This window comes from Streptomyces sp. CNS606, from assembly GCF_000426325.1.
The window spans coordinates 24,439-49,343 of record NZ_AUFD01000029.1 but is presented as its reverse complement, the minus strand read 5'-3'; the positions used below and the strand labels follow the sequence as shown (position 1 = coordinate 49,343).

Annotated in this window: 16 protein-coding genes and 1 pseudogene; 10 read left to right on the top strand and 7 right to left on the bottom strand. The window is 73.6% G+C overall.

Annotated features, from left to right (window positions below):
* The 6 genes and pseudogenes from K304_RS34115 to K304_RS0118665 all read left to right on the top strand — a co-directional run.
* Positions 1-105 (top strand): annotated as a pseudogene (locus K304_RS34115) (KR domain-containing protein); the annotation flags it as partial.
* A 63-nt stretch (positions 106-168) separates the two neighbouring features.
* Positions 169-7,233 (top strand): SDR family NAD(P)-dependent oxidoreductase, encoded by a 7,065-nt coding sequence (locus K304_RS29870; RefSeq protein ID WP_486591726.1) that lies wholly within the window; start codon positions 169-171, stop codon positions 7,231-7,233.
* Between the two features lie 115 nt (positions 7,234-7,348).
* Positions 7,349-8,887, top strand: a complete 1,539-nt coding sequence (locus tag K304_RS29865; protein WP_051308611.1) for an MFS transporter — start codon at positions 7,349-7,351, stop codon at positions 8,885-8,887.
* Positions 8,888-8,979: 92 nt separating this feature from the next.
* The gene (locus tag K304_RS0118675) at positions 8,980-9,162 is read left to right on the top strand and encodes a DUF5302 domain-containing protein (protein WP_027764994.1); all 183 of its coding nucleotides are present in this window, start codon (positions 8,980-8,982) and stop codon (positions 9,160-9,162) included.
* 529 nt (positions 9,163-9,691) lie between these two features.
* Positions 9,692-10,246 carry a peroxiredoxin gene (locus K304_RS0118670; RefSeq protein ID WP_027764993.1) on the top strand — a complete coding sequence of 185 codons (555 nt, stop codon included), beginning with the start codon at positions 9,692-9,694 and terminating at the stop codon, positions 10,244-10,246.
* 5 nt (positions 10,247-10,251) lie between these two features.
* Complete coding sequence (locus K304_RS0118665) at positions 10,252-10,788, top strand: alkyl hydroperoxide reductase (RefSeq protein ID WP_027764992.1); 537 nt, start codon at positions 10,252-10,254, stop codon at positions 10,786-10,788.
* 126 nt (positions 10,789-10,914) lie between these two features.
* Here the strand turns inward: K304_RS0118665 and K304_RS29860 are convergent, their stop codons facing one another.
* The 5 genes from K304_RS29860 to K304_RS0118640 all read right to left on the bottom strand — a co-directional run bounded on the left by K304_RS29860 (position 10,915) and on the right by K304_RS0118640 (position 18,107).
* Positions 10,915-13,122, bottom strand: coding sequence for a SpoIIE family protein phosphatase (locus tag K304_RS29860; RefSeq protein ID WP_051308610.1), 2,208 nt, complete (start codon positions 13,120-13,122; stop codon positions 10,915-10,917).
* A gap of 120 nt (positions 13,123-13,242) precedes the next feature.
* Positions 13,243-13,947, bottom strand: coding sequence for a class I SAM-dependent methyltransferase (locus K304_RS29855; protein ID WP_051308609.1), 705 nt, complete (start codon positions 13,945-13,947; stop codon positions 13,243-13,245).
* Positions 13,948-14,102: 155 nt separating this feature from the next.
* On the bottom strand, positions 14,103-14,873 hold the full coding sequence (gene fomD, locus K304_RS29850) for a cytidylyl-2-hydroxypropylphosphonate hydrolase (protein WP_051308608.1): 771 nt from the start codon (positions 14,871-14,873) through the stop codon (positions 14,103-14,105).
* A gap of 106 nt (positions 14,874-14,979) precedes the next feature.
* Positions 14,980-16,380 (bottom strand): class II fumarate hydratase, encoded by a 1,401-nt coding sequence (locus tag K304_RS0118645; protein ID WP_027764991.1) that lies wholly within the window; start codon positions 16,378-16,380, stop codon positions 14,980-14,982.
* A 50-nt stretch (positions 16,381-16,430) separates the two neighbouring features.
* Positions 16,431-18,107, bottom strand: coding sequence for a fumarate hydratase (locus K304_RS0118640; RefSeq protein ID WP_027764990.1), 1,677 nt, complete (start codon positions 18,105-18,107; stop codon positions 16,431-16,433).
* Between the two features lie 227 nt (positions 18,108-18,334).
* Here K304_RS0118640 and K304_RS0118635 point away from each other — a divergent pair, with 227 nt between their 5' ends.
* The 3 genes from K304_RS0118635 (at position 18,335) to K304_RS0118625 (ending at position 20,366) form a co-directional block, all read left to right on the top strand.
* Complete coding sequence (locus K304_RS0118635) at positions 18,335-18,952, top strand: AMIN-like domain-containing (lipo)protein (RefSeq protein WP_027764989.1); 618 nt, start codon at positions 18,335-18,337, stop codon at positions 18,950-18,952.
* A 153-nt stretch (positions 18,953-19,105) separates the two neighbouring features.
* Positions 19,106-19,789: a DUF1707 and DUF2154 domain-containing protein gene (locus K304_RS0118630; RefSeq protein ID WP_027764988.1), complete on the top strand. Its 684-nt coding sequence runs from the start codon at positions 19,106-19,108 to the stop codon at positions 19,787-19,789.
* 214 nt (positions 19,790-20,003) lie between these two features.
* Entirely contained in the window at positions 20,004-20,366 is a 363-nt protein-coding gene (locus tag K304_RS0118625) for a WhiB family transcriptional regulator (RefSeq protein WP_027764987.1), read from the top strand.
* Positions 20,367-20,470: 104 nt separating this feature from the next.
* On the opposite strand, the gene K304_RS29845 is transcribed toward K304_RS0118625, so the two are convergent.
* The gene (locus K304_RS29845) at positions 20,471-21,118 is read right to left on the bottom strand and encodes a hypothetical protein (protein ID WP_051308615.1); all 648 of its coding nucleotides are present in this window, start codon (positions 21,116-21,118) and stop codon (positions 20,471-20,473) included.
* A 167-nt stretch (positions 21,119-21,285) separates the two neighbouring features.
* Here K304_RS29845 and K304_RS0118615 point away from each other — a divergent pair, with 167 nt between their 5' ends.
* Positions 21,286-21,855 (top strand): M23 family metallopeptidase, encoded by a 570-nt coding sequence (locus tag K304_RS0118615; RefSeq protein WP_027764986.1) that lies wholly within the window; start codon positions 21,286-21,288, stop codon positions 21,853-21,855.
* 118 nt (positions 21,856-21,973) lie between these two features.
* Here the strand turns inward: K304_RS0118615 and K304_RS0118610 are convergent, their stop codons facing one another.
* Positions 21,974-24,859, bottom strand: a complete 2,886-nt coding sequence (locus K304_RS0118610; protein ID WP_027764985.1) for a BTAD domain-containing putative transcriptional regulator — start codon at positions 24,857-24,859, stop codon at positions 21,974-21,976.
* Positions 24,860-24,905 lie beyond the last annotated feature (46 nt).

The following is a 24,905-nucleotide window of genomic DNA, read 5'->3' as shown; positions in this document are numbered from 1 at the left end:
CTGGGTGGTGCGGGGCAGGGCAACTATGCGGCGGCGAATGCGTTCGTGGATGGTCTTGCGGCGTCGCGGCGGGCGGAGGGTCTGCCCGGGGTGGCGTTGTCGTGGGGTTTGTGGGAGCAGGCTGGTACGGGGCTGACTGCGGGGCTGGGTCGTGCGGAGTTGGCGCGGATGCGTCGTCAGGGTGTGGGTGCGCTGACGGAGCGGCAGGCGCTGGCGGCTCTGGACGCGGCACTCGCCCAGCCACACGCCCACGTCATCCCCGCCAAACTGGAGACGGCGGCTCTTCTGCGCAGCACCGACGAGGTGCCTGCGCTCCTCCGGGGGCTCGTGCGACGGCAGCGCAAGCGGGCGGGGGCGGCGTCCTCCGCGACACCTTCCGGATTGACGGCCACACTCCTGTCGCTGCCGGAGACCGAGCGACTTCCGCACCTGACGCGCATGGTCCAGCAGGAGGCTGCAGAGATCCTCGGAGTCTCCGGAGCGGGCGGGATCGCCGCCCAGCAGGTGCTCAAGGAACTGGGCATGGACTCGCTGATGGCCGTCGAGCTGCGCCGCCGCCTGTCGGCGGAGACGGGTCTCACCCTGCCCGCCACGCTTGCGTTCGACTACCCCACTCCGGAGGCCGCAGCCGGTCTGCTGCTGGCTCGGCTCTCTCTGGACGGCCAGAAGTCCCGGCCCAGGGGTGCGGGCCGGCGCAGGGTCAAGGCTGTGGATGAGCCGGTTGCGGTGGTGTCGATGGCGTGTCGTTTGCCGGGTGGGATCGATTCGCCGGAGGGTTTTTGGGAGTTGCTGGCGGCGGGTGGTGATGCGGTGGGTGGTCTGCCGTCGCGGTGGGAGGGTTTGGATGTCTTCGATCCGGATCCGGAGGCGGTGGGGAAGAGCTATGCGCGTGAGGGTGGGTTCCTCTCCGGTGTGGAGGGGTTCGATGCGGGGTTCTTCGGGGTGTCGCCGCGTGAGGCGGTGTCGATGGATCCGCAGCAGCGGCTGGTTCTGGAGACCTCGTGGGAGGCGCTGGAGCGGGCCGGGGTACGGCCCGACAGCCTGAGCGAGAGCCGCACCGGGGTCTACCTCGGCACCATGAGCTCCGACTACGGCGAGCACAACCGGCAGCTTGCGGACTTCGACGGCTATACGAGCACCGGCAACGCGTCGAGCGTGGTGTCCGGACGCGTGGCCTACACGCTGGGACTTCAAGGACCTGCGGTGACGGTGGACACGGCGTGTTCGTCGTCGCTGGTGGCGATGCATCTGGCGGCGAACGCGCTGCGGCAGGGCGAGTGCGAACTCGCCCTGGCGGGTGGTGTGACCGTGATGAGCACGCCCCGGCTCTTCGTGGAGTTCTCGCGGTTGAAGGGGATGGCGCCGGACGGGCGGTGCAAGTCGTTCTCCGCGCTGGCGGACGGTGCGGGCTGGGCTGAGGGTGCGGGTGTGCTGTTGCTCAAGCGGTTGTCGGATGCGGAGCGTGACGGGGACCGGGTGCTGGCGGTGCTGCGCGGGAGCGCGGTGAACCAGGACGGGCGTAGCCAGGGTCTGACGGCTCCGAACGGTCCTTCGCAGCAGCGGGTGATCCAGGACGCGCTGGAGGCCTCCCGTCTCGCCCCTTCCGACATCGATGCGATCGAGGCCCACGGCACCGGTACGTCGCTGGGTGACCCCATCGAGGCCGGCGCTCTCGCGGAGGTCTTCGGCCCGGGGCGGGGCGAGGACCGTCCGCTGTGGCTGGGCTCGTCGAAGTCCAACCTCGGGCATGCGCAGGCGGCCGCGGGTGTGGTCGGGGTGATGAAGATGATCCTGGCTCTCCAGCACGACCTTCTGCCCAAGACGCTGTATGCCGAGCAGCCCAGCGAGCACATCGAGTGGGACGGCAGCGGCCTGCAGCTCCTCGCCGAGCAGCGCGCGTGGCAGCGCACCGAAGACCACACCCGCCGGGCCGGCGTGTCGTCCTTCGGCCTGAGCGGCACCAACGCCCACATCGTCCTGGAGGAGGCCCCCGCCTCGCCGCCGTCCGCCGTCGGTGGGGCCGCCGCCGGTCACCCCCTTCCCGTCGTCCTCTCCGGGCACGACGAGGCGGCGGTCCGTGACCAGGCGGCCCGTTGGGCCGACTGGCTCGCCGACCACCCCGACACACCGCTCCCCGATGTCGCGGTCACCGGGGCTCGCCGCCGCACTCACTTCGAGCACCGCGCGGTGGTGACCGCGGCCGCTCCGGCGGAACTGGTCGAGGCGTTGCGCGCTCATGCCGAAGGCGTGGCGCACCCGGACGTGGTGGAGGGCAGGGCGTCCGACGGACGGCTCGCCGTCCTGTTCACCGGACAGGGCAGCCAACGACTCGCCATGGGACGGCAGTTGCATGCCGCACTGCCGGCCTACCGGGAAGCGTTCGACGCAGTGCGCGCCGAGCTGGACAGGCACCTGCGCCTCCCTCTGGAGGAGGTGCTGTTCGCGGAGGAGGGCTCCGCAGGCGCCCGCTCGGTGGGGGAGACGGAGTTCGCTCAGCCGGCTCTGTTCGCGGTCGAGGTGGCCCTGTTCCGGCTCTGGGAGTCGTGGGGTGTGACGCCGTCCGCCGTGGCGGGGCATTCGGTCGGGGAACTTGCCGCCGCGCTGGCGGCCGGTGTGCTGGACCTGCCGGACGCCGCACGGCTGGTGGCGGCACGTGGGCGGCTGATGCAGAGCTGTGAGCCCGGCGGCGCGATGGTGTCGGTCGAGGCCGCGGAGGACGAGGTGCTCACGGTGCTCGCCGAGGTGGGCGGGCGCGTGGCCGTGGCAGGGTTGAACGGCCCGGTGCAGACGGTCGTCAGCGGTGACGTCGATGCCGTCGATGCCGTTGCCGCACGCTTCTCCGCCGAGGGGAGGCGGACACGACGCCTCGAGGTGTCGCACGCGTTCCACTCCCCCCACATGGACGCGATGCTCGAGGAGTACGCCTCGGTGGTGGCGGAGTGCACGTTCCGCGCGCCGCGGCTCCTGTGGGTGTCCGGCGTGACCGGGCGTCCCGTGACGGCGGAGGACGTCGCGGATCCCGCGTACTGGGTGCGGCAGGTACGGGAGCCGGTGCGGTTCCTGGACGCGGTGCGCGCGCTGGAGTCGGAGGGGGTGTCGCGGTACGTCGAGTGCGGACCGGCGGCGGTGCTCTCCGCGATGGGAGCCGCCTGCGTCGAGGCTCCCGCCGTCTTCGTCCCCTCCCAGCGGGCGCCCCGCCCCGCCGCTGCGGAGGCGTCCGGTCCGGACGAGACACGCACGCTGGTACGCGCCCTGGGCACGCTGTTCGCCGCGGGCGAGGACATCGACTGGGGGCGCGTGCTGCCTGCGGGCCGGCTCGCCGGGCTGCCCACCTACGCCTTCCAGCGCGAGCGGTTCTGGCTGGAGACGGCCCGGCAGGCGCCGGGCGACGCGCGCGGAACGGGCCTGGTGCCCGCCGAGCACCCCTGGCTGGGCGCCGCGGTGACGCTCGCCGACGATCAGGGACACGTACTGACCGGCAGGCTCTCGCTCGCCGACCAGCCGTGGCTGCGGGGCCACGCGGTATTCGGCACCGTGCTGGTGCCGGGCACCGGTCTGCTGGACCTGGCGCTGGCCGCCGCACGGTTCGCCGGCGCGGGGCGCGTCGCCGAACTCACCCTCGCCCAGCCGCTCGTCCTCACCGACGATGTCGCCGTCCGCCTCCAGGTGAAGGTCGGCGCGCCCGACGACGACGGAGTGTGCGGGATCGCGATCCACAGCCAGCCCGAGACGGCCGGCGACCCCGGTGTCTGGACCGCGCACGCGACGGGCCGGCTCGCTGCCGAAAGCACCGCCCGAACCACCGCTTGCGACGGCGCCCGGACCGACGGCACGGATGCGGACGGTTTCGCCGATCTCCGCACCTGGCCCGTGCGCGGGGCCGAAAACATCCCGCTCGACGGTTTCTACGCGGGCCTCGCCGACCAGGGCATCCGGTACGGCGAAGCGTTCCGCGGGCTCGGCGGGCTGGCCCGCCGTGGCGATGTCGCCTACGGCCGGGTCGTACTGCCGGAGAGCGAGCGGCACGCGGTCGATGGCTTCGGGGTCCACCCGGCGCTGCTCGACGCCGCACTGCACGTGCTCGGCGGCCTGGAGGACGGCGACGTGCCGGAGGGCACCGTGCCGCTGCCCTTCGCCTGGACGGACGTGTCCGTGTACGCGACGGGCGTCACCGCACTGCACGTCCGCGTTCAGGCATCGGGGCCCCGCGGCGGAGGTGCCGGCGGCCGGACCGTCGAGGTTCTGGCGACGGACCCGGCGGGAACGCCGGTGTTCCGCGCGGCGGGCCTGGAGGTGCGGCGGGCCGGTGCGGCCCAGCTGCGCGCCGCCGGCGCGCACGCCACGGACCACCTCTACCGCGTCGACCACCGTCCCGTGGAGCTGCCCCCGGTCGCGCCGCTGGACGGCACCGTGGTGCTCGGCGGCCCGGAGGGTGCCGCGCGCCTCCTGGGCGTTCCCGCGTACGCCGACGCCGACACGCTGCTGCGCACCGGCGTCCGTCCGCGGCGCATCCTGGTGGAACCGGCACCGGACACCCGCGCCGACGGGCCGGGCGGTGCGGGCGAGGCGGCCCGAACGGGCACGCTCGACGGGTTTGCGCTGCTGCAACGGCTGCTCGCCGAAGAGGAGTTCGCGGAGTCCGAGGTCGTGTGGCTGACCCGGGACGCGGTCGCCGCCCGCCCGGAGGACGCGGTCGGCGCGCTCGACGCGGCCCCGCTGTGGGGGCTGGTCCGGGCGGTGCGCGGCGAGTACCCGGAACGGGTGCTGCGGCTCGTCGATCTCGAGGGGTGCACGGCCGACCCGGAGACGGAAGCGGGGCTGCTCGCGGGCGTGCTGGCGCTGACCGGCGAGCCGGAGGTCGCGCTGCGCGGCCCGGCGGCCTTCGTGCCGCGCCTCACCCGTGCCGGCGGCCGGAAGCGGGACGACGTGCTGTCCCCGCCGCCCGGCGACGCGCCCTGGCACCTGGACATCCGCGAGTACGGCAGCATCGACAGCATCGAGCCGGTGCCCGTGCGGGACGGGGAGCCGCTCGGCGAGCACGAGGTGCGGGTCGAGGTGCACGCCGCGGGCATGAACTTCCGCGACGTCCTCAACGTCCTCGGCATGGTGGAGACGCCGAAGCTGGGCCTGGAGTTCGCCGGCGTGGTGCGGGAGACCGGCCGCGGGGTGACGCACCTGCGGCCCGGAGACCGGGCCATGGGCCTCGCGCTGGGAGCGTTCGGCACGCTGGTACGCGGCGACGGTCGCCTCATGACGCGGCTCCCCGACACCCTGACCCACCAGCAGGGCGCGACGCTGCCGCTCGCCTTCCTCACCGCCTACCACGCGCTCACCGAACTGGGCGCGCTGAAGGCCGGGGAACGTCTGCTGGTGCACGCCGCCGCGGGCGGCGTGGGCATGGCCGCGGTGCAGCTCGCGCAGCACCTGGGCGCGGAGGTGTACGGCACCGCCAGTCCGCCGAAGTGGCGGGTGCTGCGCGGCCTCGGCCTCCCGGACGAGCGGATCGCGTCCTCTCGCGACACCGGCTTCGAGCAGCGGTGGCTGGACGCCACCGGCGGCGAGGGCGTGGACGTCGTCCTCAACTCGCTGGCCGAGGAGTTCACCGACGCGTCGCTGCGGCTGCTGCCGCGCGGCGGACGGTTCCTGGAGATGGGCAAGACCGACGTCCGCGACGCCGGCGAGGTCGCCGAGGCCCATCCCGGCGTCGCCTACCGCGCGTTCGACCTGATGGCGCTGGAACCGGAGCATCTGCAGCGGATGCTCGACGACCTGACGCAGCTCCTCGAACGCGGGGTGATCGCGCCGCTGCCGTACCTGGCGTACGACGTGCGGGAGGCGCGGAAGGCCTTCCGCCACATGGCGCAGGGCCGTAACACCGGCAAGATCGTGCTCACCGTGCCGCGCGCCCTCGACCCGGAGGGCACGGTACTGATCAGCGGGGGAACGGGCGCGCTCGGGCGCAGCGTCGCACGGCACCTGGTGGCCGAGCACGGCGTGCGGCACCTCGTGCTCACGTCGCGCAGCGGAGCGGAGGCGGAGGGCGCCGCGGAGCTGACGGCCGGGCTGGAGGCGGCGGGTGCCGCTTCGGTGCGGTTGCTGGCCCGCGACGTGGCCGACCCGGAGCAGGCTGCCGCCGCGGTGGCGGAGGCGGGCCGCGACCGGCCGCTGACCGGTGTGGTGCACCTGGCCGCAGTGCTGGACGACGGCGTGTTGCGCAACCAGACGGTCGAGCGGTTCGAGCGGGTACTCGCCCCGAAGCTGTCCGGCGCCTGGCACCTGCACGAGACGACCCGGCACCTGGACCTGGCCGCCTTCGTGCTGTTCTCGTCCGTGGCCGGGACCTTCGGCTCGCCCGGACAGGGCAACTACGGTGCCGCGAACGCGTTCCTGGACGCGCTGGCCGCGCGTCGCCGCCGCAGTGGTCTCGCCGGAACCAGTCTCGCCTGGGGCCTGTGGTCCCAGGCGGAGGGCGGCATGACGGCGGAGCTGGGCGACGCCGACCTGGCCCGGATGCGCCGTCAGGGCGCGGCGGCGATGAGCGTGGACGAGGGGCTGGGGCTGCTGGACGCGGCGCTGGACCGGCCGGAGGCGCACCTCGTGCCCGCCAAGCTGGACCTGGGACGGCTGCAGACGGCCGGTGCGGACCGGCTCCCGGCGCTGATGCGCCTGCTGGTGCGGTCCACGCCGCAGGCCGGCGAGGGCGGTGCGGCGGAGCGGTCGGCCGGCCTGGCGGAACGCCTCGCAGGGCTGCCGGAGACCGAACGGGACGCCGCGGTACGGGGGTTCGTGCAGCAGGAGGTGTCTGCGGTGCTGGGGCTGTCCGGCTCCGGCGACGTGCCGGCGGACAAGCCGCTGCAGGACTTCGGCTGGGACTCGCTGATGGCGGTGGAGTTGAAGAACCGCCTGGCGAAGCAGGCCGGGATCGACGTGCCGAGCACCCTGACGTTCGACTACCCGACGCCGCGCGCGATCGGCGGCTTCCTGCTGTCGAGGCTCCCCGGGGGCGAACCGGCCGCCGACGACGGGCCGCCGCAGGACCCGGCGCAGGCCGCGCAGTGGGCGCTGGCCCGCGTGGGGGCCGAGGAGTTGCGGCGCAGCGGGCTGGTGGAACGGCTGCTGGAACTCGCCCGCACCGGCGGGGCGGGTCCGGCGCAGGACCCGTTGCAGGCCGTCGAGCAGCTCAGCGCGGAGGACATGGACAAGACCCTGGACGCCGTCCTCGGCGCGCTGTGACGCGGCGAGCCGCACCCGCCCGGCCGTACCCCGCCGGGCGGGTGCCGCTCCGGGCGGTCCAGCGGGTCTCGAGGGACCGCTGCGACCGTGGCCCCACCGAACAGGAGTTGATGACGTGACACCGAAGTCTCCGGTCACCGGTCGCCGCCGGTGGGTGGCGCTGGCCGTGCTGGGCCTCGCCTCGTTCCTCGACGGACTCGACGTGAACATCGTGACGGTGGCCCTGCCCAGCATCCAGCGGGAGCTGGACGGCGGGTACGCCACCGCACAGTGGACGATGGCCGGTTACGCCCTCACGTTCGCCGTCTTCCTCATCACCGGAGGACGGCTGGGCGACATCTTCGGGGTGAAGCGCGTCTTCATGACCGGCGTGGCCGCCTTCACCCTGTCCTCCGTGCTGGCCGGCATGGCGTACTCGCCGGCGATGCTGGTGACCGGGCGGTGCGTGCAGGGGCTGGCCGCGGCCCTGATGCTGCCGCAGGTCATGGCGGTGATCGTGCGGATCTTCGACCGGCGGGAGCGCGCGCTGGCGTCCGGTGTGGTGGGCGGCATGCTGAGTGTGGGCACGATCGGCGGCCCGCTGGTGGGCGGGCTGCTGACCGACCTCGACGTGCTGGGGCTCGGCTGGCGGGCGGTGTTCTTCGTCAACGTGCCGATCGGGATCGCCACCCTGATCGTCGGCGCCCGGGCGCTGCCCTCGTTCCGCGGCGAGACCCGGCCGAGGCTGGACGTGCTCAGCGTGGTGCTGCTGACCGCGGCGTCGCTGGCCCTGCTGTTCCCGCTCATGCAGGGGCGGGAGTACGGCTGGCCGGCGTGGACGGTGGGCATGATGGCGGCGTCGCTGCCGCTGCTGGGGCTCTTCGCCGCGCACCAGCGCAGACGGCACCGCCGCGACGGGTCCGCGCTGGTACCGCCGACCCTGTTCCGGCGGCGCTCCTTCTCCGCCGGACTGGCCGTGGCGCTGCTCTCGTTCACGGGGACCACGTCGTTCTCGTTCGTGCTGACCTACCACCTTCAGGTGGGGCTGGGCTGGACGGCCGGGCACACCGCGCTGGCCATCGCGGCGTGGCCGCTGGGCATCGTGGCGACCTTCCAGGTGTCGCTGCGCCTGGCGAACGGCCGGGAGCGGCTGTTCGTCGCGGCGGGGTCGCTGGTGATGGCACTGACGGTCGTCGTCGCGATCCGGCTGCTCGCCGCCGAGGGGGCCGCGCTGACTCTGTGGCACGTGCTGCCGGTCGGGTTCCTGATGGGCGTCGGCATGGGCCTGTCGGCCCCGGTGCTGGCCGCGTTCGTACTGGGAGAGCTGCCGCCGCAGGACGCCGGCGCGGGCTCCGGGGTGGTCAACGCGACCACCCAGTTCGGCTCGGCGGCCGGGGTCGCGGGTGTCGGGGCGCTGCTCTTCGTCCTGGTCGGGGAGGCGGCGGAGGCCGCGCCCCAGGCGCGGGCGGCCGGGTTCGCCGCGGCCGCCGCGACGGCACTCTGGTGCAACGTGGCCGCGTTCCTGGCCACCGCCTGCCTGACCGCACTGATGCGGGACGACGCGGGGCCGGTGGGTGCCGGGACGGGAGGCGGGAGCGGGGGAGAGGACGCGGACGAGCCGGTGGTGCGTGCCGCCGTCGTCCGGAAAGGACTGGCAGCCGTCGATCCCGCATAGGGCGGTGGCTGCCGGGAAAAGAAATAATCGATCGCCTGCTGCGGAATTCTGTGCCAGGCTGATCGCGCTGTGCATCGCATCAAGGAGGTCCTATGTCCGACGTGCAGAACAGCAGTGACGGCAGGGAAGACGCCCGCGCGAAATTCCGTGAGGCGCTCGACCGCAAGAAGAAGTCCTCCGGGGCGAGGAGGGCGCACGAGGAGGGCCGCATGAAGGTCAAGGGCATGAGCGGCCCCCTGGGACAGAAGCGCTACACCCGGCGCAAGACCGGCTGACCAGCCGCTTTCCAGCCCCGGAAGGGGCCCGGCTGCCGTGTTCCCCGAGCCGACCGGCTCGGGGAACACGGCAGCCGTTTTTTCTGCCCCGTTGCGGCCGAGAAAGCTCGGCGCCGACCTGGATGGCCCCGGGGCGGGGTGCTCCTTTCCGGGGTTTTCCGGGCGTTTCCCGGGAATGCGTGCGCGGCTTCCGAATGGCCGCTGTTGCCGTGCTGCGGAGAACCGAGGGAGGTTAGCTCGAGATCTGCTGGAGAACCGCTGGAGAACCGCTTGAGGAACGCTGGAGATCCGCTGCGGGAAAGGAAGGCGGAGCGTGCGGTGGCGGGCGTGCGCGCCGCTGCGTCGTGCCGGTGTGGGGAACCCCACGCGTGCCTGCACGCGCACCCGTGCCACCTGCATAAATAGGGAGATCGGATCAAGTTCTTCGCTCGTGTCGATTTAACTGATCAATACCGGCTGTGGCAGGGTGAAGATCGTCCAACCCATGGAAGGCCCGCACCAGGGGTTTTCCGCTGTGCAAGGAGAGCGCGTGCTCACTGTCGGTGACAAGTTCCCCACCTTCGACCTGACCGCCTGTGTGTCCCTGGAGAAGGGGCAGGAGTTCCAGCAGATCGACCACAAGACCTACGAGGGCAAGTGGAAGATCGTCTTCTTCTGGCCGAAGGACTTCACCTTCGTGTGCCCGACGGAGATCGCGGCCTTCGGCAAGCTGAACGAGGAGTTCGCCGACCGCGACGCGCAGGTCCTGGGCGTCTCCGGCGACAGCGAGTTCGTGCACCACGCGTGGCGCAAGGACCACGACGACCTGCGCGACCTGCCGTTCCCCATGCTCGCCGACTCCAAGCACGAGCTGATGCGGGACTGCGGGGTCGAGGGCGAGGACGGCTTCGCCCAGCGCGCCGTCTTCATCGTGGACCAGAACAACGAGATCCAGTTCTCCATGGTGACCGCCGGTTCCGTCGGCCGTAACCCCAAGGAGGTCCTCCGGGTTCTCGACGCGCTGCAGACCGACGAGCTGTGCCCCTGCAACTGGACCCAGGGCGAGGACACCCTCGACCCCGTCAAGCTGCTGGCCGGTGAGTGACCGGCATGTCGCTCGCTGACCTGAAGTCGGCACTGCCCGACTACGCCAAGGACCTCAAGCTCAACCTGGGCTCCGTCATCGGCAACTCCGACCTCCCGCAGCAGCAGCTGTGGGGCACGGTGCTGGCCTGTGCGATCGCGGCCCGCTCGCCGATCGTGCTGCGCGAGCTGGAGCCCGAGGCCCGGGAGAACCTCAGCCCCGAGGCCTACACGGCCGCGAAGTCCGCCGCCGCGGTGATGGCGATGAACAACGTCTTCTACCGCACCCGGCACCTCATCTCCGACCCCGAGTACGGCACCCTGCGCGCCGGCCTGCGGATGAACGTCATCGGCAACCCGGGCGTGGAGAAGGTCGACTTCGAACTGTGGTCGCTCGCGGTCTCCGCGCTCAACGGCTGCGGCATGTGCCTCGACTCGCACGAGCAGGTGCTGCGCAAGGCCGACGTGGACCGGGAGACCGTCCAGGAGGCCTTCAAGATCGCCTCGGTGATCCAGGCCGTGAGCACCACGGTAGACGCCGAGGCCGCGCTGGCCACCGCCTGACGCACCCGGCGCGCACGGCGCACCCGCCGGCATGCGACGAGCCCCGCACCGCTTCCTGCGGTGCGGGGCTCCCCGCGTGCGCAGCGGGTGGGGCGCGGTGCTTCGGCGGGTGGGGCGGGCGGACCGTCAGGTCAGGCCGAGGTCGTCGTCCGGGATCACGAGCGGCATCGGCGGCGGCGTGAGCTGCCCGCCGCCGGTCAGCGGCAGCTCGAACCACACCACCTTGCCGGTGGACAGCCGCGTCGCGCCCCAGCGCCGGGCGATGCGGTTCACCAGGTACAGCCCGCGCCCGCCCTCGTCCGTCGCCCGCGCCTGCCGCAGCCGCGGAAGCTGCGGCACGTCGTCGCCGACCTCGACCCGCAGCCGGTCCGTGCACAGCAGCCGCAGCGTCACCGGGCGCTCCGCGTACCGGACGGCGTTCGTGACCACCTCGCTGACCAGCAGCTCCACCGAGTCCTGGAGCTCGTCCAGCCCCCAGCGGGACAGCGCCCGCCGCACCAGGCGCCGCGCCTGGCCGGCGGTCTGCGCCCGCGGGTCCAGATACCAGTACGCCACGTCGCTCGGCGCGATCCCGTCGAAGCGGGCCGCGAGCAGCGCGATGTCGTCGTCCCGGTCGCCCGGCCCCAGGATGTCCAGCACCTCGTCGCAGAGCGGCTCAAGCGGCGGCGCCGTCCCCGGCCGGGTCAGCCGCGCCGTCTCCGCCAGCTTCTCCCGCAGGAACTCGATGCCGGTCCACACGTCCCGCTGCCGCGACTCCACCAGGCCGTCGGTGTACAGCAGCAGCGTCGCCCCGGCCGGCGCGTCCAGCTCCACGGCCTCGAAGTCCACCCCGCCCACGCCGATCGGGGCGCCCGCGGGTATCCGCAGCACCTCGGCTCCGCCGCCGCGGTGCAGCAGCACCGGTGGCGGATGGCCGGCGTTCGCCACCACGATGCGGTGCGCGACCGGGTCGTAGACGGCGTACAGGCAGGTCGCCATGCGGTCGCTGCCCAGCCGCTGGGCCTGCTCGTCCAGGTGGTGCAGGACCTCCTGCGGCGGCAGGTCGAGCTGCGCCAGGGTCTGCGCGGTCGTCCGCAGCTGGCCCATGATCGCGGCCGACGTCATGGAGTGCCCCATCACGTCGCCCACCACCAGCGCGACCCGGCTGCCGGGCAGCGGGATCGCGTCGTACCAGTCGCCGCCCACCCGGGCCGTCTCGGCGGCAGGCAGATAGCGGCTGGCCAGGGTGCAGCCCGTCGGCTGCGGCAACTCGTCCGGGAGCATCGTGCGCTGGAGCTCGTCGGCGATGTACACCTCGCGGCCGTACAGCACCGCCTTGTCCACGCCCAGCGCGGTGTGTGTCGCCAGCTGGGCCGCGATCAGCAGGTCGTCCGCCTCGAACTGCGGACGTTCCGGCCGCCGCAGGAACACCGCGGCGCCGATGACGCGGCGACGGCCGCGCAGCGGAGCCAGGATCGCCCGACCGCCGTCCGGCACCTCGCAGCCCCGGCCGAGCAGTTCCGGGAGCGCCTCGGCGCCGGCCACGGAGTTGCCGAACACCGGCCGTACGCCGCGCAGCACCTCGGCCAGCGGTCCGCCCGGCCGTACCTCCGTGTGCTCGGCCGCGCCCTCCGCGCTGCCGTCCTGCGCGGCCGCGCCCAGCAGCGGCAGCTTCGCGCCGGGCCGCTGCTCCTCCGGAATGCGGTCGCTGCGCCGCAGCCGCAGCACCACAGGGCTCGCCGGGCGCTCGTCGCCCACCGGCAGCGGGTCGCGCAGGTAGACCAGGATCGCGTCCGCGTAGGCAGGCACGCTGGCCCGGCACAGGCCGAGCACCGTCTCGTCCAGGTCCACGCCGCGGGCGATCCGGCGCGTCGCCGCGCCCACGAACCGCAGCCTGTCCCCGCCGCGCCGCTCCCGCTCCGCCCGTTCCGCCTCGTCCGCGTCCGGGACCGCCCCCGCGGGCGGCACCTGGGGAGCGGGCGGGTTGGCGTCGTCCGGGGTGCCGGGAGAGTCCACCGCGTCGTGCTGGGGGCGCTGCCGCGCGCCGGAGCCGCCGTCCCCCGCCTGTCCGGGCGGCCCGGGCGGAGCCGAGGTGGTGGGCGGGCGCCGCCGTGCCGCGCCGCGCGCCGCGTTCCGGTCGGGCGCGGCCGCGTCGTCCGGCCGGCGGCGGCTGGTCGCGTCGCCGGGGTCGCGGTCCGCGTGTACGGCCTGGCCGCGGCGCGTCCCGGCGGCCCGCTCGCGGGGGTCCGGCACCTGGGCGTGCGCGCCCTCAGGGGCGGCCGCGCCGGGCGCCGTCTCGCTCTCGGACCTGCTCGCCGCAGGCGGTTCGTGCTCCGTCACGCGTTCGGTTTCCATCCGTCGGGGCTGCGCGTCCTGCGCGCCCAGCGCTCCATGCTCGCGGCCGGGTCGGCGGGGCGCCGGCCCGGCCCGGGGGTGCCTCGTGGACCGGACCCCGCCCGGCCCGCGGGCCACCCCTTACGAGCGCTTTCTACAGTGCAGGAAGATCTGGATCTCGGGCGGTACGTCCGTGGTGGCCGGTGCGTAGGCATAGGAATCCTCCCCGGCGATCTCGAATCCCGCATCCGTGACGACCCGGTGCAGGTCCTCCCGCAGATAGCCGGATACCCGGATCGTGTTGCCCAGGAACGGGATCGAGAAATCGTCGACGTCCGCCTCGACCATCGACAGCACCAGCGGCGCGCCGGGGCGGAGCAGGCCGTGCAGCATCCGCAGCGCGACCGGGATCTCGGCACGGGGCAGCATCAGCAGGGCGAAGAAGGCCGCCGCGCCGTCGAACGGGCCGAGGCCCGCACTCTCCACATCGGCGATGTCGAGGGTGCGGAAGTCGGCCTCCGGCACGTTCTCCCGGGCCAGCTCGACCATGCCGGGGGACAGGTCGACGCCCGTCACCTTCAGGCCGGACTCGGTGAGCTGCCGGGCGGTCGGCGTGCCGGTGCCGCAGGCCAGGTCGAGCACCCGCGCGCCGGCCGGAAGCTGCTCCGCGAGCCAGACGCCGGCCGCGATCTGGCCCTCCTTGTGCGGGAAGGCCTCGTCGTAACGGTCCCCGATCGCGTCGAACGCCTCCGCCTGGCCGGAACGGTCGAGGCCCGCGCGGCCGAGGGCGGCGTAGGCGCCGTGGTCCTCCGTCCTCGCGTGGGAGGTGCCGTCAGCACCGTTCACCTGCTCGCTCCTCTCCAGCTCACCGGCAAGTCCCCCACCCAAGAGGGGAGTTGCTCGGAAGCGCACGGTCTACCGGACGCTGATCCTACGGTTGCCGACTGGGGGCGCAGCAAGAGGTGGCGGCAGGTTGTGGCAGGCATGTGATCGACCGGCTCTCAGGATCGGGGCCCGCGCGGGGTGCCGTCGAGGCGCCGCGGGCGGGTGGGCGGCTCCGAGCGCGGCACCGGGGACCGGTCCCAGTCGGCCGGCAGCGCGGGCACCGTCCAGCGCGGGTCCGGGCGCCAGCGCTCCCAGCCGTCGCTGTACGGCGGACCCCAGGCGCGGATGCCTTCGACGGCCGCGCGGCCCGCCTCCCGTACCCTTCCGGCCTTGTCGCTGTCCATCAGCCCCGCCTGCTGCGCCTGGGCGAACTCGTCCTCGTCCCGCCACTCCCAGGTGCGGTCGGGGTAGACGGCGATGTCCAGGAAGTGGTCCTCGGAGTCGATCCCGCCCGCCCACCGGTGGCGCGGTTCTTCAAGGTTCACGTACCAGTTCTTGAATTGCCACCCCCGCTCCCAGAACAGCCACACCGACCAGGGCTCGCCGGGCGCGGCCAGCTTCAGCACGCCGGTGCCGAACCAGCGGGAGAGGGTCGTGGTGCGCGGCTTGGTGTAGCGGGTGGCCAGCGGCTCCCGGTGCACCGGCGTGCCGTCCACGAGCTGCGGTTTCACACACACGGTGTCCGGGGCCATCCAGACCGCGAGCAGATCCTCGGTGTCCTGCACGACCGTCACCGGGCGGCAGATGTGCGGGTGGTCGTGGCCGTTGGCGCGGTACCGCCAGAGGATGTGCTCACCGGAGGCCCAGCGCTGCTCCGGGCCCCGGGCGGGGCGGGAGTACGGGTCGTCCGCCCCGCCCGGCTGCGGGCCCACCGTGTGCGCTGTCATGGGCAAAGGGTAGTCAACCTCTTACAGGCCGCGCCGTGACCTGTGCCGCACGACACCCGTTCGGCGGTGCCGCCCGGGGCCTGCGGCACTCACGCACGGGCAGGCGCTACGGCCGGGTCATGCGCAGCACGTCCAGCGCCTCGTCGAGCTGCGCCAGGGTCAGCTCGCCCCGGTCCACGTACCCGGCCTCCAGCACCGCCTCCCGGATCGTCTTCTCCTCTGCCAGGGCCCTCTTCGCCACCGCGGCGGCGTTCTCGTAGCCGATGTAGCGGTTGAGCGGCGTGACGACGGAGGGTGACGACTCCGCGTACAGGCGGGCGCGCTCCGTGTTCGCGGTGATGCCGTCGACCGTGCGGTCCGCCAGCAGGCGGGCGGCACGGCTCAGCAGCCGCACCGATTCGAGCAGGTTCCTCGCCATCACCGGCAGCATCACGTTGAGCTCGAAGTTTCCGGCGGCCCCGGCGGTCGCGACGGTCGCGTCGTTGCCGGTGACCTGGGCGCACACCATCAGCACCGCCTCCGGGATCACCGGGTTCACCTTGCCCGGCATGATCGAGGAGCCCGGCTGCAGGTCGGGCAGCGCGATCTCGGCCAGCCCGGTGCGTGGGCCGGACGCCATCCAGCGCAGGTCGTTGCAGATCTTGGTCAGGCCGACCGCGATCGTACGGAGCTGCCCGGACGTCTCGACGAGTCCGTCCCGCGCGCCCTGCGCCTCGAAGTGGTCCCGCGCCTCGGTCAGCGGCAGCCCGGTGATCCGGGCGACCTCCGCGATCACGGCCGCCGAGAAGCCCGGCGGCGTGTTGATGCCGGTGCCCACCGCGGTGCCGCCGAGGGGCAGTTCGGCGAGCCGGGGCAGCGAGGCGTGCAGCCGCTCCACGCCGTGCCGCATCTGCGCCGCGTAGCCGTCGAACTCCTGGCCCAGGGTGACCGGGGTCGCGTCCATCAGGTGGGTGCGCCCGGACTTCACGACCTCCGCGAACTCCTCGCCCTTGCGGGACAGCGCCGCCGCGAGGTGCTCCAGCGCGGGCACCAGGTCGCGCGTGACGGCGGCGGTGGCGGCGATGTGGAGGGAGGACGGGAAGACGTCGTTGGACGACTGGCTGGCGTTGACGTGGTCGTTCGGGTGCACGGTGGCGTCGCCGGGCAGCCGCTCGGTCGCGAGGGTGGCGACGACCTCGTTCATGTTCATGTTGGAGGAGGTGCCGGAACCGGTCTGGAACACGTCCACGGGGAAGTGGTCGTCCCAGCGGCCGTCGGCGACCTCCTCGGCGGCGGCGCGGATCGCGTCGGCGACCCCGGCGTCCAGCACGCCGAGGTCCGCGTTCACGGTGGCGGCGGCCGCCTTGATGTGGGCCAGCGCCTCGATGTGCGCGCGCTCCAGGCGCCGTCCGCTCAGCGGGAAGTTCCCGACCGCGCGCTGCGTCTGCGCCCGCCACTTCGCGTGCGCGGGCACCTGCACCTCGCCCATCGAGTCGCGTTCGATCCGGTACTCGGCGTTCTCGCTCATGTCCCCGAACATAACGCGCGCTTCCCGCCCCCGGGCGGAGCCCGGAGCCGTCAGCGGGCGGGGCCGCCGACGGGGATCGAGGTGACGAAGGGCTGCGCGGGACCGGGGTCCGTGAAGAAGTCGTTCCCCTTGTCGTCGACGACGACGAACGCGGGGAAGTCCTCCACCTCGATCCGCCAGACCGCCTCCATGCCCAGCTCCTCGTACTCCAGGACCTCCACCTTCCGGATGCAGTCCTGCGCCAGCCGGGCCGCCGGTCCGCCGATCGAGCCGAGGTAGAAGCCGCCGTGCGCGGCGCACGCGTCGGTGACCTGCTTGCTGCGGTTGCCCTTGGCGAGCATCACCATGGAGCCGCCGGCCGCCTGGAACTGCTCCACGTACGCGTCCATGCGCCCGGCCGTGGTCGGCCCGAACGAGCCGGACGCGTAGCCCTCCGGCGTCTTCGCCGGCCCGGCGTAGTACACCGCGTGGTCCCGCAGGTACTGCGGCATCTCCTCGCCCGCGTCCAGCCGTTCCTTGATCTTCGCGTGCGCGATGTCGCGCGCGACGACCAGCGGGCCGGTCAGCGACAGCCGGGTCTTCACCGGGTGGCGGGTCAGCTCGGCGCGGATCTCGTCCATCGGCCGCTCGAGGTCGATCTTCACGACCTCGTCCTCGCCGTCCAGCTCGTCGTCCGTGGTCTCCGGCAGGAACCGTGCCGGGTCGGTCTCCAGCTGCTCCAGGAACACGCCCTCGGCGGTGATCTTCGCGACCGCCTGCCGGTCCGCCGAGCAGGACACCGCGAGCGCGACCGGGCAGGACGCCCCGTGCCGCGGCAGCCGTACGACCCGCACGTCGTGGCAGAAGTACTTGCCGCCGAACTGGGCGCCGATGCCGATCTTCTGGGTGAGCTCGAAGACCTTGTCCTCCAGCTCCTTGTCGCGGAAGCCGTGCCCGGCCGGGGAGCCTTCGGCCGGGATCTCGTCCAGGTAGTGCGCGGAGGCGTACTTGGCGGTCTTGAGCGCGTACTCGGCGCTGGTGCCGCCCACGACGACCGCCAGGTGGTAGGGCGGGCAGGCGGCCGTGCCCAGCGAGCGGATCTTCTCCTCGAGGAACGTCATCATCGAGTCCTCGTTCAGCACCGCCTTCGTCTCCTGGAAGAGGAAGGACTTGTTGGCGCTGCCGCCGCCCTTGGCCATGAAGAGGAACGTGTAGGCGCCGCCGTCCGTCGCGTAGAGCTCGATCTGCGCGGGCAGGTTGGTGCCCGTGTTCTTCTCCTCCCACATGGTCAGCGGCGCCATCTGGGAGTACCGCAGGTTGAGCTGCGTGTAGGCGTCGTGGATGCCGCGGGAGAGGGCTTCTTCGTCCCGGCCGCGTGTCAGGACGTTCTGGCCGCGCTTGCCCATCACGATGGCGGTGCCGGTGTCCTGGCACATCGGGAGGACGCCGGCGGCGGCGATGTTGGCGTTCTTCAGCAGGTCGAGCGCGACGAAGCGGTCGTTCGCGCTGGCCTCCGGGTCGTCCAGGATGCGGCGCAGCTGGGCCAGGTGCTCGGGCCGCAGGTAGTGCGCGATGTCCTTCATCGCCTCGGCGGCAAGCGTCCGCAGCGCCTCCGGCTCCACGGAGAGGAAGGTACGGCCGTCCGCCTCGAAGGTGCTGACGCCCTCGGCGGTGACCAGGCGGTACGGCGTGGTGTCCTCACCCCGCGGCAGCAGGTCCGTGTAGCTGAACTCCGGGGTGGCGGCCATGGGGCATCTTCCTCTCGACGGTGAGCGCGCCTCACAGCGTAGAACGCTTCCCGGGGGCCGGAAGACGCGGGGACTCCGGTCTCCCGCCGCCCCCGGGCCCCGGCAGCCGCCAGGCCGTGTTCTCGCGGATTTTCACGGAGTCTCTCGCCGCTGCAACTTTTCTCCGATTTCCGCTGTCTGACCTTATTGCAAGAGAAACAGCGCGAATTGCACCACAGGGGGCAGCCATGCGAAGAATGACCACTCTGTTCGTCACCGCCGCCGTCGCCGGGACCACCGCCGTCGCCGGGGCCGGCCCCGTCCAGGCGAGCGCGCCAGCGGACGGCGGTGCCGCGACCACCGCCGCCACGGCCCGGAGCGCCGCGGCGTCCTGCGCCGTGACCTGGGGCAGCCTGCCCAAGTCCGCGCCGTTCGCGTCGAACCGCCCGCTGGTGGACGTCCGGACCGGCCGGCACGCGTGCTTCGACCGGATGGTGCTCGACATCCGGGGCGACGCTCCGGCGACCGCGGCCGGCTACCACGTCCGCTACGTGTCCCGCTTCCACCAGGACGGTTCCGGGCGGCCGCTGCCGATATCCGGCGGCGCGGTGCTGGAGATCGTGGTCGGCGCGCCGTCGTACGACCCGGAGACCTTCGAGCCCACCTACGCCGGGCGGCCCGGCCGGCCGCTTCCCGGTGTGGACCTCGACGGCTACCGCACCTTCCGCGACGCGCGGTACGGCGCCAGTTACGAGGGGACGACCCAGCTCGGCCTCGGAGTCCGGGCGCGGCTGCCGTTCCGCGTGTTCCCGCTGGGGGACCGGGTCGTGGTCGACGTCGCCCACTCCTGGTCGGCGGCGCGGTGACGGAAGGAGCCCGGCGGCGGCCCTCCACTCCCGGAGCGGAGGGCCGCCGCCTCACCGCGTCCGGCGGGTGCGCGCCGGCCACGGGGTGACGCGCGCACGGTTCCCCGTCGCGGACACTGGTCGCGATCTATCGCGTCTGGGTAGGCTGGCGTGGTGACTGATTCGCCGCTGGAGAAGCGTCCCTCGCCGAACGAGAAGCCCGCCGTGCGACCGGCCGCGGAGGCCGACGTACGGGCCTCGGACGCCGACCGTGACCGCGTCGCGGACATCCTCCGCGAGGCGCTGGCCGAAGGCCGGCTCGACGCGGACGAGCACTCCGAGCGGCTGGACGCGGTCTACGCCGCCAAGACCATGGGGCAGCTCGAACCCCTGGTCCGCGACCTGCCGCAGCCGGGTGGCAGGAGCGCTCCGCGGCCCGCCCCCGCGTTCGACGCCGCTCCGCACGGGGACGAGGGCGCCGCGGACAACGCCGTCGCGATCTTCAGCGGTGCCACCCGGCGCGGCAGCTGGCGGATCGGCCGGAAGACGAACGCCTTCGCCTGCTTCGGCGGCGTCGACATCGACCTCACCCAGGCCGTGTTCACGCAGCGGGAGATCGTCATCAACGCCACCGCCGTCTTCGGCGGCGTGGACATCCGGGTCCCCGAGAACGTGACCCTGCGCGGCCGCGGGACCGGCATCTTCGGCGGCTTCGACGTCCGCTCCCACGACTCGCCCGACCCGGACGCGCCGGTGGTCGTCGTCAAGGGCCTGGCGCTGTTCGGCGGCGTCTCGGCGAGGCCGAAGCGCGGCAAGCGGCTGAAGAACCTGCACAAGGGCCACGGGCACGGGCACTGACCGCCCCGGGGTGGGCGGTGGGCGGTCCGCGGCACGGGGTGCCGTACCGCACGGCCGCATGGCACCGTGTGCATAAGCGTGCGCACAGCGGGTAAGGCTGGTGCATCGTCTCTCGTACGGCGAGCAGCGCGAACTGCCGTGCGCAGCAAGACGGGTGAAGGTGCACACATCGGCCAGACCGACCGCCGTAGCCGTCTCGTGTAGGAGTCAGACCGTGCTGCAAACGCCGCATCAGTCCCTGCAGGCCGCCGTCCCCACCCCACGGGCGCCCGCCCGCGACGACGATGCCGGCCCCTGGCACGCCGATGCGGTCTGCCACCGGGACGAGGCCGGGCTGTTCTTCGCTCCGTCGAAGGAGCCCACCGCCGCCCGCCTCGCCCGTGAGCAGGCCGCCAAGCGGGTGTGCGCACGCTGCCCCGTCCTCGTCGAGTGCCGGGAGCACGCGCTGCTCCAGCCGGAGCCGTACGGCGTGTGGGGCGGGCTGACCGCGGCCGAGCGCCGTGTGGTGCTGGCGCGCCGGCGCCGGTCCGCCGCGGCGGCCGCGGAGAGCGCCGCCCCCGTCCGCCGTATCGCCTGACGCAGTACGCACGGGCCGCGTGGCCGACGACCCCGAGGTCGCCGGCCACGCGGCCCGCGTACGCCCGCGGCGGATGCGCCTGACGCACCCGACGGGCGGCGATGTCAGGGCAGGTGGGCGAGGGCCTCGATCACCGGCACCGGCAGGTACGCCGGCCACGCGCCCTCCCGCCCCACCTTGTAGGTGAAGTAGCCCTCGTCGCGGGCCACTTCCAGCTCCTCCGCCGTCTCGCCCTGGTAGACGACGTGGCAGCCGTCGGCGGCGCCGGAGCCCCGGTCGAACAGCGCGGGGGACGGCTTGCGCTCCTCGACGGCGCGCGGCGTGAGGATGCGGCCCTCGAAGTCCTCCCACGCGAACGGGCTGGTGCCGGTCCAGTCGGCGTCCACGATCTCGCGCAGCTTCGCGGCCCGTTCGGCGTCCGTCTCGCCCCACTCGGGCGGGACGTTGGTGATCAGGCCGACCTCGACGTCCGCCTCGCGCAGCTCCCGCAGGTGGCGGGCGGCCTCCGGCAGGTAGTGGAGCGAGCCGTCGTCCTCGGTGTGGATCAGCGTCTCGCCGAGGTCGAAGTACACGACGACGCAGCCGCGTCCGCCCTCCGGGCTCCGCTCTCCGGCCGTGTCGGTGTTCCCGGCCGCGGCAGCGGGGGCCGAGGCCGCGGCCAGGGCGGCGAGGACGGTCGCGGCGGTCGCCGCGAGGCCCGCCCTCCGGGCGGCCCGACGAGGCGTCGGGGCGGATGACTGCGATGAGTTCACGGTGTTGTGGGGCACCCGCGGAGGCTACCCACGGCTGTCGCAGGCATGTCAGGTTGTCCCGGAGCAGTGCCCCCCGTGCGGCGTCCGGCGCTTGTATCCGGGCTTGTATCCGCTTTGTATGCCCGCCTCCTTGAATCCCCTGGTCACCGAAGACAAGGGGAGAATCCATGCGCAGACGTACCCGCAGCCTCCTGGCCGCCGTGAGCGCCGCGGCAGCCGTCACGGTCGCGGCGCCCGTCGCCGTCGCGTCGCCGCAGGCCGCCTCGTCCGCCGAACCGCTCGCCCGGCCGAACTTCAAGATGCCGTTCCTGTGCAACCAGACCTGGGTCGGCAACAACTGGAACGGCCACAGCCCGGCGCACTCCATCGACTGGAACCACTACGACGCCAACGGAAACCCCGACGACCGCGGCCGGCGTGTCTTCGCCAGCGCCGGCGGCACGGTGCTGTCCTCCTACTACTCCACCGGCACCGGCTACGGCAACACCATCGTCATCGGCCACGGGAACGGCTGGCAGACGCGCTACGCCCACCTGAAGACCCGCGCCGTGCAGAAGGGCGACAAGGTCAAGCTGGGCCAGAAGATCGGCCGCGTCGGCGCCACCTCCGCGCTCTACAACATCACCCCCCACCTGCACTACGAGCAGATCCACAGCGGCAGCGTCGTGGTCGCGGTCGTCCAGGGCGTCCGGTGGGGCGACTACACCAAGCGCAGCCAGCGCAGCAACAACTGCTGACCTGCTGCCGGTGTCGCACGGGGCGGAACGGCGGTGCCCAACCGGCTGTTCCGCCCGGCGGCCCGCGCACGACCGGCCGCGCCCGCCCCCGGGGAGCGCCCGGGGCGCTCCCCGGGCGTCAGCGCAGGGCCCGCAGCTTCGCGTGCACCAGCTCCGCCTGCTCCCGCACCTCCAGCCGCCGCCAGGTCGACAGCGAACGGTGGAAGTAGCGGCGTGCCGTCTGCTTGCGGCCGGTCGCGTGATGCAGCTCGCCCAGCAGGCACGCGACCCGTGCCTCCGCCCGGCGGTCGCCGAGCTGCCGCTGCACGTTGAGCGCGTCGACCAGCAGCGCCGACGCCTCACCCGCCCGGCCCTGGCGCAGGCACAGTTCGCCGACGCTCTGCTGCACGTACGCCGCGCAGTGCGCGTCCCCCAGCTCGTCGAAGATGCCCAGCGCCCGCTCCAGCTCCTGCCGCGCCTCCCGGAGCTCGCCGCGCTGCTCGTGCGCGACGGCCATCCGGCGCCGCACCTGCGCCTCCCGGTGCCGGTCGCCCACGCCGCCGGACAGTTCCAGCGCGGCGGCCAGCCAGGGCGTGGCCGCCTCCGGTTCGCGCCGCTCCAGCCACACCGAGGCGATCGCGTTGTGGGCGACCGCCTCGCCGTGCCGGTCGCCGACCTCGCCGAAGCCGCGCAGCGCCTCGCCGAACGCCGCCAGCGCGGCGTCCAGGTCGTTCAGCACACGGTGCACGGACCCGGCTCCCACCGCGGCGACGGCTTCGCCGTAGCCGTGCCCGAGGCGCGCGAACAGCGTGCGCGAGAGGTCGAACGCGGCGAGCGCGTCGGCGTACCGGTCCTGGTAGAGGTGCAGCTGGCCGAGGTTCCGCAGCAGCGTCGCGGCCCGCGCGTCGGTCGGTTCCGGCATCGCGTCCAGCACCAGCCGGTGCGTGCGCAGCCAGTCGCCGTAGTAGCCGCGCATGTCGAAGAACCCGGCCAGTTCGACGGCGAGGTCGGCCGCCTGCGCGACGTGCCCCCGCCGCAACGCCGACTCCACGGAGGCCACCAGCACGCGCCGTTCGGACTCGAACCACTCCACCGGCCGCGCCCGCACCGCCGGTACGACCGCCCCGGCCGCCCCCTGCGGTTGCACCGGTTCCCCCAGCACCCCCAGGAAGCGGGTCGGCATCGCGGAGTTCGCGCAGCGGGCCAGGGCGACCAGGTCGTCCACCACCCGTAGCCGGCGGCGCGTCCGCACCTCGTCGCCGTCGGCCTCGGCGAGTTCCCGGGCGTAGCAGCGCAGCAGGTCGTGCATGCGGTAGCGCTGCATCCCCAGGGCGTCGGTGCCCACCACTTCGACCAGGTGCTCGTCCAGCAGGGTCTCCAGCCCACCCGCGTTCGCGTCGGCCACGCCCGTCGCCGCCGCGACCAGCCAGCCCGCCGTCGCCTCGTCCGGGAGCTGCCCGAAGACGCGGAACGCCGTCGCGGCGGGCTCGGGCAGGTGGCGGTAGCTCAGTTCCGCGCTCGCCCGCACCTCCAGCTCGCCGGTCTGGAGCTGGTCCAGCCGGCCGCGCTCGTCGTGCAGGAAGTCGGCCAGCGCCCCGACGGTCCACCCCGGCCGGTTCGCCAGCCGGGATCCGGCGATGCGCACCGCCAGCGGCAGCGAACCGCAGCCCGCGAGCACCCGGTCCGCCTCCGCGCCCTCCGCGCGCAGACGGTCCGTGCCGACGATCGTGCCCAGCAGCTCGCGCGCCTCGTCCCGCTCCATCACGCCGAGCGCGCAGTGGTACGCCGGCAGCACGGGGAGCCGGCGGCGGGAGGTCACCAGCACCGCGGACCCCCCGGTGCCCGGCAGCAGCGGCCTCACCTGCGCCCCGGACGCCGCGTCGTCCAGCACCACCAGGAACCGCCGCTGGGCCAGCCGCGACCGGAACAGCGCGGCACGCTCCGCCGGGTCCCCGGGGATCGCCGCGTCGATCACCCCCAGGCTGCGCAGCAACTCCGCCAGCACGTCGACGGGTTCACGCGGCCGGTCGCTCAAGCCGCCCAGGTCGACGAAGAGCTGGCCGTCCGGGAACGCGTCCCGCACCCGGTGCGCCACATGCACCGCCAGCGTCGACTTCCCCGACCCCGGCGGCCCCGACAGCACCGCGACCACCGGCTGCCGTCCGGCCGCCGACAGCCACCCCTCCAGGACGCCGATCTGATCCTCCCGGCCGGTGAAGTCCGGGACGTCCATGGGCAGTTGGCACACCGGACCGGGATCGGCCTTACGCCGCCGGCCCGCGTACCCGTGGTCCACCCCGACCGCACGCAGCGGCGCACTCGGCTCGACGCCCAGCTCGACCGCGAGCACCCGCTCGGCCTCCGCGTACGCCTCCCGCGCCTCGGTGGTGCGGCCCGCGCCGTGCAGCGCCCGCACGAGCATCTGCCACAGGTCCTCCCGCACCGGGTCCTCGGCCAGCCTGCCCCGCAACTCCGCGACCAGCGGCGCGTAGTCGCCCAGCCGCAGCCGCACCTTCAGGCACTCGTCGACCGCGACCGCACGCAGCTCCTCGATCCGGGTGACCGCCGGGTCCCACACCACGCTCGACGGCACGTCCTGCAGCACACCGCCCCGCCACAGCCCGAGCGCAGCCTCGTAGCCGCGCAGCGCCGCCGCGTCCTCGCCCCGGTCCCGCGCCGCCCGCGCCTGCTCCAGCCGCCGTTCGAACAGCAGCATGTCGAGGTCGTCCGGGGCGACGTCCAGGGCGTAGCCCGAGGGCCGCGTGGTCAGCCCTTCCGTGTCCACCCCCGCCGCGGCGAGCGCGCTGCGCAGCGCGCGCACGTACGTCCGTACGTTCGCCACCGCGGACCGGGGTGCACCCTCGGGCCACAGCACCTCGGTCAGCACGTCCAGCGACACGAACCCGCCGGGCTGCAGCAGGAGCGTGGCCAGCACCGCTCGCGGCTTCGGCCCGCCGAGGCGCACCGGGGCGCCGCCCACCCGCACCCGCAGCGGGCCCAGCACGCCGAACGCCGGCTCCCCCATGCGCGCGCCTCCGTGACCCTTGGTGACACTCCGTCACTGGCGCACA